Origin of the sequence: Tardiphaga sp. 866_E4_N1_4, from assembly GCF_052076075.1 — a bacterium.
Lineage (GTDB): Bacteria > Pseudomonadota > Alphaproteobacteria > Rhizobiales > Xanthobacteraceae > Tardiphaga > Tardiphaga robiniae.
This window is the reverse complement of the sequence record NZ_CP197242.1, coordinates 3438756-3450000: the sequence shown is the minus strand read 5'-3', so window position 1 is coordinate 3450000 and position 11245 is coordinate 3438756. Positions and strand designations below refer to the sequence as shown.

General features: G+C 59.8%; 13 protein-coding genes, 1 tRNA gene and 2 pseudogenes. 9 read left to right on the top strand and 7 right to left on the bottom strand.

The window, feature by feature from the left end; translation table 11 throughout:
* Positions 1-221: 221 nt before the first annotated feature.
* From AB8B20_RS16870 to AB8B20_RS16855, 4 genes are all read left to right on the top strand, one after another.
* The gene (locus AB8B20_RS16870) at positions 222-761 is read left to right on the top strand and encodes a hypothetical protein (protein ID WP_439074565.1); all 540 of its coding nucleotides are present in this window, start codon (positions 222-224) and stop codon (positions 759-761) included.
* Between the two features lie 223 nt (positions 762-984).
* Positions 985-1593 (top strand): hypothetical protein, encoded by a 609-nt coding sequence (locus tag AB8B20_RS16865; RefSeq protein WP_439074566.1) that lies wholly within the window; start codon positions 985-987, stop codon positions 1591-1593.
* A gap of 177 nt (positions 1594-1770) precedes the next feature.
* Positions 1771-1974: a hypothetical protein gene (locus AB8B20_RS16860; RefSeq protein ID WP_068729147.1), complete on the top strand. Its 204-nt coding sequence runs from the start codon at positions 1771-1773 to the stop codon at positions 1972-1974.
* A gap of 105 nt (positions 1975-2079) precedes the next feature.
* A complete protein-coding gene (locus AB8B20_RS16855; protein WP_439074567.1) occupies positions 2080-2622 on the top strand; it encodes a methylated-DNA--[protein]-cysteine S-methyltransferase in 543 nt (180 codons plus the stop codon).
* 79 nt (positions 2623-2701) lie between these two features.
* On the opposite strand, the gene AB8B20_RS16850 is transcribed toward AB8B20_RS16855, so the two are convergent.
* From AB8B20_RS16850 to AB8B20_RS16840, 3 genes are all read right to left on the bottom strand, one after another.
* Entirely contained in the window at positions 2702-3319 is a 618-nt protein-coding gene (locus tag AB8B20_RS16850) for a glutathione S-transferase family protein (RefSeq protein WP_439074568.1), read from the bottom strand.
* A 129-nt stretch (positions 3320-3448) separates the two neighbouring features.
* A complete protein-coding gene (locus tag AB8B20_RS16845) occupies positions 3449-4291 on the bottom strand; it encodes a fumarylacetoacetate hydrolase family protein (protein WP_093757264.1) in 843 nt (280 codons plus the stop codon).
* An 89-nt stretch (positions 4292-4380) separates the two neighbouring features.
* Positions 4381-5232: an MBL fold metallo-hydrolase gene (locus AB8B20_RS16840; RefSeq protein ID WP_439074569.1), complete on the bottom strand. Its 852-nt coding sequence runs from the start codon at positions 5230-5232 to the stop codon at positions 4381-4383.
* A 130-nt stretch (positions 5233-5362) separates the two neighbouring features.
* Here AB8B20_RS16840 and AB8B20_RS16835 point away from each other — a divergent pair, with 130 nt between their 5' ends.
* Positions 5363-5776, top strand: coding sequence for a DUF3775 domain-containing protein (locus AB8B20_RS16835; protein ID WP_093757262.1), 414 nt, complete (start codon positions 5363-5365; stop codon positions 5774-5776).
* Positions 5777-5849: 73 nt separating this feature from the next.
* Here the strand turns inward: AB8B20_RS16835 and AB8B20_RS16830 are convergent, their stop codons facing one another.
* A complete protein-coding gene (locus AB8B20_RS16830) occupies positions 5850-6632 on the bottom strand; it encodes an SDR family oxidoreductase (RefSeq protein WP_093757261.1) in 783 nt (260 codons plus the stop codon).
* 76 nt (positions 6633-6708) lie between these two features.
* On the bottom strand, positions 6709-7224 hold the full coding sequence (locus AB8B20_RS16825; RefSeq protein ID WP_093757260.1) for a CvpA family protein: 516 nt from the start codon (positions 7222-7224) through the stop codon (positions 6709-6711).
* 111 nt (positions 7225-7335) lie between these two features.
* Between AB8B20_RS16825 and AB8B20_RS16820 the strand changes: the two genes are divergently transcribed.
* The 3 genes from AB8B20_RS16820 to AB8B20_RS16810 all read left to right on the top strand — a co-directional run bounded on the left by AB8B20_RS16820 (position 7336) and on the right by AB8B20_RS16810 (position 10064).
* A complete protein-coding gene (locus AB8B20_RS16820) occupies positions 7336-8097 on the top strand; it encodes an SDR family NAD(P)-dependent oxidoreductase (protein ID WP_093757259.1) in 762 nt (253 codons plus the stop codon).
* Positions 8098-8381: 284 nt separating this feature from the next.
* Positions 8382-8458 (top strand) — tRNA-Met (locus tag AB8B20_RS16815).
* Between the two features lie 1087 nt (positions 8459-9545).
* Positions 9546-10064 (top strand): MarR family winged helix-turn-helix transcriptional regulator, encoded by a 519-nt coding sequence (locus tag AB8B20_RS16810; RefSeq protein ID WP_439074570.1) that lies wholly within the window; start codon positions 9546-9548, stop codon positions 10062-10064.
* A 202-nt stretch (positions 10065-10266) separates the two neighbouring features.
* On the opposite strand, the pseudogene AB8B20_RS16805 reads toward AB8B20_RS16810, so the two are convergent.
* A pseudogene (locus AB8B20_RS16805) lies at positions 10267-10461 on the bottom strand (NADP-dependent oxidoreductase); the annotation flags it as partial.
* A gap of 50 nt (positions 10462-10511) precedes the next feature.
* Between AB8B20_RS16805 and AB8B20_RS16800 the strand changes: the two are divergent.
* Positions 10512-10865, top strand: coding sequence for a hypothetical protein (locus AB8B20_RS16800; protein ID WP_210185303.1), 354 nt, complete (start codon positions 10512-10514; stop codon positions 10863-10865).
* 105 nt (positions 10866-10970) lie between these two features.
* On the opposite strand, the pseudogene AB8B20_RS16795 reads toward AB8B20_RS16800, so the two are convergent.
* Positions 10971-11054: pseudogene (locus tag AB8B20_RS16795) on the bottom strand (LysR family transcriptional regulator); the annotation flags it as partial.
* Positions 11055-11245: the final 191 nt, after the last annotated feature.

Below are 11245 nucleotides of genomic sequence, written 5' to 3'. Positions count from 1 at the left end.
TGTTGTCTGGACCGCAGGCTAATCGACGCAAACTCGTCATCTCCAATCATCGTAACAGCGTCTCCAACGCCGATGCTCATCCTAAGAGCCGAGCGCCGAGAGAGCACATGCGCGCGCAGCGCGAGGGGCGATAGAGGCTTCTACAGAATATTACCGTTGCCGCTGAACCTTTCTTTTCCAATGTGAGACTTAGTCGGGATATCTACCGATAGGAACTCGGCATGCATTTCGTTTTTCGTCCCGTTGTCGCGCTGACCCTGGTTGGTGCGACTTTTTGTTTTGCTATACCGGCCAGCCAGATCGCCTTGGCGCAGGCATCGAAACCAGAAGCGTCCGCCGCCAAGCAGCTAGCTCTCAGTGAAAAGCAGGTGGTGGCGTTGCTCGCAGCGCAGAAAGATCTCGACGGCTTTGTCGCCACTCCCGGAACGAACGCAGCGGTCCTTGCCCAGATCGATGGCGTCGCCAAGAAACATGGTTTTGCAAACTACGCCGAGTACACGATCCTGTTCGACAATATCGGTCTCGCAATGGCGGGCATCGATCCGAAGACGAAGACCTATGTGGGGCCGGTTGCCGTGATCAAGCAGAAGATTGCCACCGTTCAGGCGGACAAGAGCCTCTCAGCCGAAGACAGGAAGGAGGCGATCGACGATCTCAATGCCAAAATGGCGTCGCCACCGCCAGCTGTTGAAAACAAGGGCAATATCGATCTCGCGATCAAGTATTACGACAAGCTCGCCGTCGCGCTGAAGGACGACTGATCGTCGGAATGGCGGCCTGCTTTGTTGGTCGTACATGCACCCTAAGCGGGTAATGGGCGGAACATCGGCAACCGAGCAGCCGGGGGAAGGGACGACCGGCCGCTGCGATCATTCAGCCACGATTCAGCTGCAGCATTCCATCCTCTGCCAACCGGGCTCGTTGAACCGGTTTCGCTCCGCGATCGACTTTCCCTGGTCGCTCCAATTTGCCGAGGAGATCTTCATGCGTTCCATCCTTCGCCCTGTCATCGCCGCCCTGACCATCGCAGGCTTTGCAACGATTCCCGTCACTGGCGCCGCATATGCGCAGGCGCAGAAACAGCCCGCCGCAAAACAGATGCCGCCAACGCCGGCACCCACCGCAGCTCCCGCGCAAAATGCGCCGGCGCCAAAGCAGATTGCGCTGACTGACAAGCAGATCGAGCAGGTGCTGGCCGCGCAGAAGGATCTCGATGCGGTCACCGCCAAGCTGCCGCAGCAGGCACCTGACAAGCCGGATCCCAAAGTGGTCGCGCAGCTCGATGACGTCGCCAAGAAGAACGGCTTTGCGAACTACGGCGACTACAACGACGTCGTCGAAAACATCATGCTGGTGCTGGGCGGCTTCGATCCGCAAACCAAGAAATATGTCGGCCCCGAAGTGGTGTTCAAGCAGCAGATCGCGGCCGTGCAGGCCGACAAGAAGATGCCGGCCAAGGACAAGAAGGCCGCGCTCGCCGATCTCAACGCCGCGCTCAAATCGCCGCCGCCAGCAGTCGAGAACAAGGGCAATATCGATCTCGTCGGCAAATATTACGACAAGCTGGCCGCAGCGATGCAGAACGACGAGTAAGTCCGCCATTGCCATCGCACGGCTTGGACTTCTGAAGATCGGGGCCGCTATGCGGTCCCGATTTTTGTTGGAGGCCTGGCCAACGCTACGAAATAACGCCTTGGCGTGCTCCGAATTGTTGTCTAAGCCCTCGTTATTCCGGCTTTCACGAGCCTTTCACTGACGCGGGAGACCGACATGTCGAATCCGAAAGAAGTTCCCGCCCTCCCGCTGAAGGGCTACAGCCTGTTGGACTTCCAGCCCGATCCGACCGTGGTCGGAATCTCCTTCGACACCGAGGCGGGTGTGTTCATGTTCGTGGCCACCAAGGAAATCCTCGATATGCTCGGCCAGGCTTTCATCCACAAGGCCGCCTCAATGCCGTCGCGCGAGCAGAGCTGAGACAAAGCTGTTTGCCGCTCCGGAATCGGGTGGCGAATGGCTGAAGATCGTCGCAAACTCCGGACCTCACCACATCGGATGCTGATGCGATCGATGGAGGCTCATATGACCGACGTTCAGTTCACTCTCTTCGACACCGCCATCGGCCGCTGCGGCATCGCATGGGCCGATCGCGGCATCGTTGCCGTGCAATTGCCGCAGCCGGACGAAAAACAGACCCGTGTGCGCATCAAGCAGCGCCATGCGGAGGTCGTCGAAGCCGCGCCGCCGCCGGCGGTACAGGCCGCCATCGACGGTATCGTCGAACTGATGAGCGGCAAGCCGGTCGATCTTCTCGATATCGATCTCGATCTCACCGACGTCCCCGAATTCAATCGCAACGTCTATGCGATTGCCCGCCAGATCCCGCCGGGCGCAACGCTGACTTATGGCGATATCGCCAAGAAGCTCGGCGGTGTCGAACTGTCACGCAATGTCGGGCAGGCGATGGGGCAGAATCCGTGTCCGGTGATCGTGCCGTGTCACCGGGTGCTGGCTGCCGGCGGCAAGCCAGGCGGATTTTCGGCCAATGGCGGCGTCGAGACGAAGCTCAAGATGCTCGCCATCGAGGGCGCGTATGTGAATCACACGCCCTCGCTGTTCGATTAGACCTGCCGCAAGATTGCCGCAGGCCTGACGCAGGATTTTCGCAAGCTGACGTGAAATTGCGTCAGGCCGCTTTTCGATCCTAACCCTTTGGCGGAACGGAGATCTTGACCGATTCCCGCTGCAGCATCTTGTTGTGAAAGGCGTCGAGTTTTGGAAACGCCTTGTGCCATCCGCAATCCGGGAAGCGGAAGTCGGCATAACCGAGCACACAGACGAGCGCGATCTGCGCCGCATCCATCGGACGCGTCAGGATGTCCGGATGATTTTCGAAACGCGTCAGGCCCTGCCAGGCGCGATCCCACTGATCGTCATACCAGGCCTGCCATAACAGCTCCTTCGGGCGCACGCCGACCTCGTAGCGGCACAGCAGCATCGCATCCGTCATGCCCTGCAGCATCGAATGCTCGCTCTTCACCTTCCAGCGCGCCGGACCCGCGGCCGGGATCAGCTTGTTGCCGCCGGCGAGCTCGTCGAGATATTCGGTGATGACATATGAATCCACGATGACATTGCCGTCATCGAGGATCAGCGCCGGCAATTTCCTGACCGGGCTGATGTCATGCGAATAGGTCTCATTCTTCTGCGTCGGTGCGACCGAGGCGGGCGTGAGTTCGATCTTGTCGATCAGGCCGAGTTCGATCGCGGCAATGCGAACCTTGCGTGCGAAGGGCGAGCCCGGAGAAAAAGTCAGCTTCATTTTTGGTCCTTTACTCAGTTCTATTGGTCGTCATTGCGAGCGCAGCGAAGCAATCCAGTCCTTGCTTTGTGGCCTTCTGGATTGCTTCGTCGCTTTCGCTCCTCGCAATGACGAGGAGAGTGATGCGCCTTAAGCCGCAACCACTTTCTGTTTCTGCTCGCCGAGCTTCTCGATGCCGAGCGTCATGACGTCGCCGACTTCGAGGAATTTCGGCGGCTTCATGCCGAGGCCGACGCCGGGTGGCGTGCCTGTGGTGATGATGTCGCCGGGCATCAGCGTCATCATGCCGGACAGATACGAGACGATCTGCGGCACATTGAAGATCATGGTCGCAGTCGAACCCGTCTGGCAGCGCTTGCCGTTGACGTCGAGATACATGCTGAGCTTGTGCACGTCGCCGACTTCGTCTGGCGTCACCAGCCACGGGCCGAGCGGGCCGAACGTGTCATGCGACTTGCCCTTGGTCCACTGGCCGCCGCGCTCGATCTGGAAGAAGCGTTCCGAGACGTCGTTGCAGACGCTGTAGCCGGCGACATATTTCAGCGCATCGGCTTCGGTCACATATTTGGCTTTGGTGCCGATGACGATGGCGAGTTCGACTTCCCAGTCGAGCTTGGTCGAGCCGCGGGGCTTTTCCACATCGTCATTGGGGCCGCACAGGCTGTTCAGCGCCTTCATGAAGACGATCGGCTCCGACGGAATCGGCATGCCGGATTCGGCGGCGTGGTCGGCATAGTTCAGGCCAATGGCGATGAATTTCGGCTTGCCGCCAACGGGCGAGCCAATGCGCGGCGAGCCGCTTACGGCAGGCAGCGACGCCGGGTCGAGCGCAGCGAGCTTGACAAGATTGGCAGGTGCGAACGCATCGTCAGCCAGATCCTTCACCTGGCCGGAGAGGTCGCGCAGCTTGCCGTCCTTGTCGATCAGTCCCGGCTTTTCGCTGCCGAACGCGCCGTATCTTACGAGCTTCATTGTCGTCTCCCTTGGGGCTTGCCTGAAAGGTTGTGGAACAGGGCGCGGGGAAATTCAACCGCGCGACAGAAAGGTCAGAGCCGCAAAAATCAGTGCTGCAGCGCGGCAAATCTGAAAGCATCGCCCTCGCGCATGATGTGGCCGGCACCGAAGTGACCGCCGATCACCAGTGTCGGCGTATCCGCAAAACGCGAGAACAATGCGCGCCGCGATACGGCGGCTTGCAGGGGATCGGCATCCGCCGTGGACGACCAGTCGAGATGCGCCATCTGCACCGGATGATGTGCGGCGTCGCCGGTCAGCAGCGCTTCCTCGCCTGCGGATTTGATATGCACGCTCATATGGCCGGGGCTGTGGCCCGGTGTCGGGATCAGCGTGACCTCGTCCGAGAGTTGCGCATCGCTGGCAACGAGATCCATCAGCCCGGCATCGGCGATCGGCTTTACGGAATCGTTGAACACGGCGAGATGCGACGCCGTATCGCTATGCGCCGCCCAGTAGTTGTATTCGTGCTGCCCGAACACATAGCGTGCATTCGGGAATGTCGGCGTCCATTGGCCAGCGACCAGTTTTGTATTCCAGCCGACATGATCGACATGCAGATGGGTGCACAGCACCGTGTCGATGCTGTCAGGTGCGAAGCCGGCTGCTGTCATGTTCTCGAGGAACGACGTGTGCAGGTCATTCCACGTCGGAACTGAACGGCCCTGCTTATTGTTGCCGAGACACGTATCGACGACGATGCGCTGCGTCGGTGTTTCCACGACCAGCGCATGGATCGACATTTTCAGCCGGCCTTCAGGAGTTGCAAATTCCGGCATCAGCCACGGCAGCGCATGGACCTCATCGGGGCCGACCTGCGGGAGAATGAAGCGTGTGCTGCCAATCGTCTCGCCTTCGATGATCTGCGTGATCCTGACCTTGCCGACCGTCCATTGCATCAGGCGTTCACCCCATTGTTCTTTTTAGGGCTGGAAAGATGCGGGTTTCCGGCGTGGCGCGCAATGGATCATCTCGCGGGGCTGCGCGTTGTCAGAGTGGAACACCGGGCCCTGCAGCGAGGAGCGTGCGATGCCAGAACTAGCGATTTCATCCGAGAAAGTGGGCTTTCTGATCGAGAAGGCGCGGCAGTTCGATGCCAAGGATATCGCCTCCGACACCGATTCCGGCTCCAACGGCGCCGATGACGATATGATCGATGTGCTTGAGGACAATGGCGAGGATCCCGTGGCGCGGGAAATCGCGGGCTTCATCAGCGCGCTCACCGAGGACGAGCAGATCGACCTCGTCGCCCTGATGCGGCTGGGCCGCGGTGACGCCACCATCGAGGAATGGAGCGACTTGCGCCGCGAAGCCGCAGAAGGCCGCAACGGGCGCACCGCGCGCTATCTGCTCGGCGAGCCTTTGCTCGGCGATCTCCTCGCGGAAGGCCTGGAAGAATTCGGCGTCGATTGGTCCAGCGAACGCACCACACCCGTCCACTGATTGCGCAACCCAAAAACTAAAGGCGATTGGCCGTGCAGCCGATCGCCTTTTTGCGTCTTGAGATGTCGTCGAGTTACATCGTGCCGGGGAAAGCGCCGCCGTCGAGAACGATGTTCTGGCCGGTGATGAAGCCGGATTTCGAACTGCACAGCCATGCACATGCCTGACCGAATTCATCGGCTTCACCGAAGCGACCCGACGGATTTTCGGCCGCGCGCTTGGTCAGGATCTCATCGACCGAAAGACCTGTCGCCTTGACCTGGCCGGCGGCAACGCCCTTCAGGCGGTCGGTGTTGAATGGGCCGGGCAGCAGGCCGTTGATGGTGACATTCGCACGCACGGTCTTGCGCGACAGGCCGGCGATGAAGCCGGTCAGGCCGCTGCGCGCGCCGTTCGACAGGCCGAGCACATCGATCGGCGCCTTCACGGCGGCCGAGGTGATGTTGACGATGCGGCCGAACTTGCGCTCCATCATGCCGTCCACCGTCGCCTTGATCAGCTCGATCGGGGTCAGCATGTTGGCATCGATGGCCTTGAGCCAGTCGTCGCGGGTCCAGTTGCGGAAATCGCCGGGCGGCGGGCCGCCGGCATTGTTGATGAGGATGTCGATCTGGCCGGCTGCCTTCAGCGCAGCTTCGCGGCCTTCGACCGTGGTGATGTCACCGACGACTTCGGTGACCTCGACGCCCGGATAGGCCTTGCGGATATCGGCAGCGGCTGCCGCCAGCACGTCGCCGCCGCGTGCAGTCATCGTGACATGCACGCCTTCTGCGGCCAGCGCTTCGGCGCAGCCACGGCCGAGGCCCTTGCTGGATGCGCAGACAAGCGCGCGGCGGCCTTTGATTCCAAGATCCACGATGTCACTCCTGAAGTTCGATAATCCGAGGGCCGCGTTATAGCGGTTCCGGCGGGGTCTGATAAGGGCGCTCCCGTCAGAGCCGATGCGCGCGTTTCCATTGCTCGATGGTGGCGGTCACGTCCGGCGGCAGCGATTTGACGCCCTTCTGCCCGGCCAGCGACAGCAGGGGCCGCAGCTGTGAGCCGGTCATATAGGCCGGCTGCCTGTCGGCCGGCACCAACTGGTCGAAGATCAGCACTAGCGTCACCGCGATCAGGCCGACGCGAATGGCGCCGAGCAAAGCGCCGCCGAGCCTGTCGCCGATGCCGATCTCGTGGCCGATCATGTCGTTGATCGCCATGCGCAGCAGCGAGCCGAGCACGATGCCCGACATCAGGAAGATCGCGAAGAACAGCAACGAGTTCTGCGTGGTCGGGGCGCTTGCGCTACCGGACAGTTGCGGAGCGATCAGCCCGGTGATCCAGACAGCCATCGGCATGGCGATCAGATAGCCCAGGATGGTGACCGCACTGCGCAACAATCCGGCGCGAAAGCCGATGACCATGGCGACGATCAGGCCGACATAAACGACGACATCGAAACTGTTCATCGCGGCTTCGTCCCCATGCGGCAATTCCGCGTCAAAGAAATCGGCGGAGCGCGGCGGTTTGCGATCGCGGCAAGGCCGGGTATCACTAGGGCAAAATCAAAGGGAAATGCCATGTCCGGGATATTCGACGTCAGTAAAGAAACCATCCTCATCACCGGAGCCTCGCAGGGCCTCGGCCGGCAATTTGCGCGCGTGCTGTCCGCGCATGGTGCAGCTGTGGTGCTCGCAGCGCGGCAGATGGGCAAGCTAGAGAGCCTGCAGAAGGAAATCACGGACAAGGGGGGCCGCGCTGTCGCGGTGTCGATGGATGTCACCGACAATGCCTCGATCGCAAACGCGTTCGATGCCGCTGAAGCTGCGCTCGGGCCGGTCAGCGTGCTGATCAACAATGCTGGCATCGCGGTGGAGAAGATGGCCATCGATCAGACTGAGGCGGATTGGGACGCGGTCATCGGGGCCAATCTCAAGGGCGCCTATTTCGCGGCGACCGAAGCCGCGCGCCGCATGATCGCGCATAAAGTGGAGGGCAATATCGTCAATATCGCTTCGGTCCTCGGATTCGGGCTGACCAAGGCGGTGTCGCCTTATGCAATCTCGAAAGCCGGCATCGTGCAGGCGACCAGGGCACTGGCGCTGGAACTCGCTGCGCACCGCATTCGCGTCAATGCGCTGGCGCCGGGCTATATCGATACCGACATCAACCATGCCGCCTGGGACACGCCCGTGGGCGAGAAGCTGATCAAGCGCATCGCGCAGCGCCGGGTCGGTCATGAGAGCGATCTCGACGGTGCCATTCTGCTGCTGGCTTCGCAGGCCTCGCGTTACATGACCGGCAGCACCGTGACCGTCGATGGCGGCTTTTTGCTGAATTAGGCCGCCAAAGGGCGTCCAGGTGGCCTGAAAAGCAAGTTTCGGCGGTTGCAATTCGTGCCGCGCCGGGTTGTGCCGAAACAGGGCAGACAGGCGTTTTCCCGGACCGTCATAAAAGCGCAAAAAGATCGCCGCTGCCCCTTTCCAAAGCAGGCAGGCATTGGTACATACCCCTCGCACCGAGGGCTTTGCCCCGGTTGTCTTCTCAGGAAGCCTCCGGACTGGGATCGATCGACGCCTTGGCGTTGGCCGACTTCGTTTCGTCTCTGGTTTTCCGAAAGGTTTGGCGCGGGGTGGAGCAGCCCGGTAGCTCGTCAGGCTCATAACCTGAAGGTCATAGGTTCAAATCCTATCCCCGCAACCAAACATTCACCCGCTATTCCAATAGGATAGCGGGTTTTTTGTTGCCTTGAATTCCTTTGGATCATTCGGCAAATCGTCACCGCGTCGTCACAGTGAAAAAGTGTTGCGCTGAGATGATGGACCCCATCCGATATCGTTAGATGTCGCATTACGGCGATTTCGCTCTGACGTGTTTTCACCGCCTGCCTGAGTTCATCGTCGATAATCCTGAATTCTGGAACCTCAACGACAATCCACTCTGATTCCGCGTTCCTGCGATACCCGCCGCCCGATGCTCGGGTCTTTGACGTAGCGCTGTCTGTTCCACACCAGCCCGCCGACATACAACTCATTGTTGATGAGGCCAGTGCCGCGCTTTACGTGTCCGCGGATCGTCGTGCCATTCCAGACGCGAATTCCTTGAAAATGCGTAGCGCCACAATTGCCTGTGCTTCATCGATCTCGCGATCGCCGCGGATCGGCTCGCCACGTTCGTCCAGCTTTTGACGACGCGATAGCCGTAGCAGAGTCCACCGCCGGACTTCCCGTCTTCGACGCGGCCACGCAGGCCTCTATGTCGTCCACCGCTCCACGACTGGTGCGTATCGCTCAAATTCCAAAGCATGCCTTGCCAACAGACCCAGGTTCAGGATTTCTAAGCGCCCGTGCAATCACCGGGTCAAATCGTTCATAGTGACATTGAAGATACTGCTCGCTCCATGCTGTCTTGATGTTGTTCAGCCTGCGCTGCCAGCGGATAGGGCTTGGCAAATAGAGTGCAAGCCGCAACAAGACAATGAGTGCGAAGTTTTCCTGCGCTAGTATGACGGCTGATAGCTGCCACTCGTTCCTGAGCAACGGAGCTGCGGGGCAATCTTGTGAAAGGCTCCAAGCTAAGGGTGGGCTCCAATCGATGGTCGGCCTAGTTTAGGGGAGCCATCTATAGCTATCGAAGAAAAGCGCCGGCATTTGGTTGATGCTGGCGCCTTGAGGGAATCTCGATCTGCCCAAGGTGGGGAAGAGGCTTACGTTAGCCTTCGATGCCCCCAGTCTTGAAAGCCGAACAGGTCAGAATCCAGGGGTATGAATAAATCGGCTCAGAGGATTCGATGAGAAGCAAATCTTCCAAAAATCTGACAGGGCATGGTCGAAAGAGAGTGGGGTCAGACGAGATTCTCCCGGTGACAGAAAGCATAGGCTATCAGATTCGAATGACCCATCGGGTTCTACAGAGATATCTGCAGACAAAGATCGAGCCACACGGGGTCACCTTGGGCATGTGGTATTACTTGCGGACGCTCTGGGAAGAAGATGGGTTGACCCAGCGGGAACTCTCGCTGCGCATCGAAACCATGGAGCCAAGCACACTAGCCGCGATCCAAGTGATGGAGCGTAAGGGGTTAGTACGGCGAGTCCGTAGCCTAGAAGACCGGCGCAAATTGCATGTGTTCTTGACGCCCAAGGGAAAGGCTCTCAAGACCAAATTGCTTCCTCTCGCTAGGCAGGTAGCTGAGGATGCGACGGTTGCACTCAGCCCGTCAGCAATTAAGGCTCTGTTTCACGCTGTTGCGGAAATCCGAAAACAGGTCAAGTTCAAGCTGACCGAAGCTGAGCTCGACAAGAGCTAATATACGGCCGCTGCTGCCAAGCGATCGAATACAGCGGGAGACCTCGGTGAGAAGATCGAGTCTCTCGGACTTGCTACGTCAACAGATCGTTCGAGCAAGGACGGATGTGCGTCGGCGGTCTTTCGGGTTGAAATCCTGAGGATCTGCATGTCAACGATCGATCGCCACATCGTAACCGAACAGCTCACGGCACTGGGGTGATCTTTGCCGACCCGCCGGCAATCCCGATAGTCCGGCAACCGGAGATTTTCGCGATCTGACCGACCGCCGAGCCCACCGCGCCGGCCGCGGTCGATACGACTACAGTATCACCGGGACGCGGACATCCGACGTCCAGCAGTCCGAAATAGGCGGTCACCCCGTTGAGGCCGGTAACACCCAGCGACAGCGAAAGCGGAAGGTCGTCTCTCTAACCCTTCGCGTGCAGCATCGATGAGGTGATCGCGGATGGCCGAGCCGACACGCCCGCCCGATCTATCCGACTTCATCGCCGCCAGAAAATCCTATTTGCGGATTTTCGCGGATGTGTTCATGCGCGAACGCCTGGATGCCGTCATCTTCCCGCAGATGCGCACCGCGCTTGCTCCGCTGCATGGCGGAGACATCATCCACGAGACCGCGGTCTGCGAAATCAACATTGCGGGCTTTCCCGAAGTGACGGTACCGGCTGGTTATTACGTATCCGGCGCGCCGTTCTGCCTGATCGTCGTGGGGCACCAATGGGCCGAGGTCGAATTGCTGGCTTATGCCTATGCTTATAAGCAATCCAGCCGACACCGACGCGCGCCGAAGCTCGATTGAACCACAGGTAATCCTGCAGTCTGCACACAACACGCAGGCTGGACCGAAAGCGTCCCGGGGCTGTTCGTTCGGGACGCAGGGGGCAGTCCGCTGCCTGAATCAGTGGCCCGCCAGTGTCTGCAGATTGCGAATCTGCAGCGTGACCGCGGGCTGTGTCAGATGCAGGTTTTTGGCCGCAGCCGGGACCGAGCGATCGCGGTGAACGGTGGCCAGTGGGCAACTGGCGACGGATCAATTCCCGCAGAAACCGGCTCACCAGCCTCGCAACCTCTATAAGGAAAACTTTGCTCCGGCCAAAGATAAGAATATTTTACTAATTCTGCAAACTGGGATGTTGTTGGTGCGCAGACGGCCGAACGGCACGACGCTTTGAAAATGGC

Excerpts from the sequence above, each read along its gene's own strand:
- AB8B20_RS16870 (WP_439074565.1), top strand. The coding sequence starts at position 222 with ATGCATTTCGTTTTTCGTCCCGTTGTCGCGCTGACCCTGGTTGGTGCG.
- AB8B20_RS16865 (WP_439074566.1), top strand. The coding sequence starts at position 985 with ATGCGTTCCATCCTTCGCCCTGTCATCGCCGCCCTGACCATCGCAGGC.
- AB8B20_RS16860 (WP_068729147.1), top strand. The coding sequence starts at position 1,771 with ATGTCGAATCCGAAAGAAGTTCCCGCCCTCCCGCTGAAGGGCTACAGC.
- AB8B20_RS16855 (WP_439074567.1), top strand. The coding sequence starts at position 2,080 with ATGACCGACGTTCAGTTCACTCTCTTCGACACCGCCATCGGCCGCTGC.
- AB8B20_RS16850 (WP_439074568.1), bottom strand. The coding sequence starts at position 3,319 with ATGAAGCTGACTTTTTCTCCGGGCTCGCCCTTCGCACGCAAGGTTCGC.
- AB8B20_RS16845 (WP_093757264.1), bottom strand. The coding sequence starts at position 4,291 with ATGAAGCTCGTAAGATACGGCGCGTTCGGCAGCGAAAAGCCGGGACTG.
- AB8B20_RS16840 (WP_439074569.1), bottom strand. The coding sequence starts at position 5,232 with ATGCAATGGACGGTCGGCAAGGTCAGGATCACGCAGATCATCGAAGGC.
- AB8B20_RS16835 (WP_093757262.1), top strand. The coding sequence starts at position 5,363 with ATGCCAGAACTAGCGATTTCATCCGAGAAAGTGGGCTTTCTGATCGAG.
- AB8B20_RS16825 (WP_093757260.1), bottom strand. The coding sequence starts at position 7,224 with ATGAACAGTTTCGATGTCGTCGTTTATGTCGGCCTGATCGTCGCCATG.
- AB8B20_RS16820 (WP_093757259.1), top strand. The coding sequence starts at position 7,336 with ATGTCCGGGATATTCGACGTCAGTAAAGAAACCATCCTCATCACCGGA.
- AB8B20_RS16810 (WP_439074570.1), top strand. The coding sequence starts at position 9,546 with ATGAGAAGCAAATCTTCCAAAAATCTGACAGGGCATGGTCGAAAGAGA.
- AB8B20_RS16800 (WP_210185303.1), top strand. The coding sequence starts at position 10,512 with ATGGCCGAGCCGACACGCCCGCCCGATCTATCCGACTTCATCGCCGCC.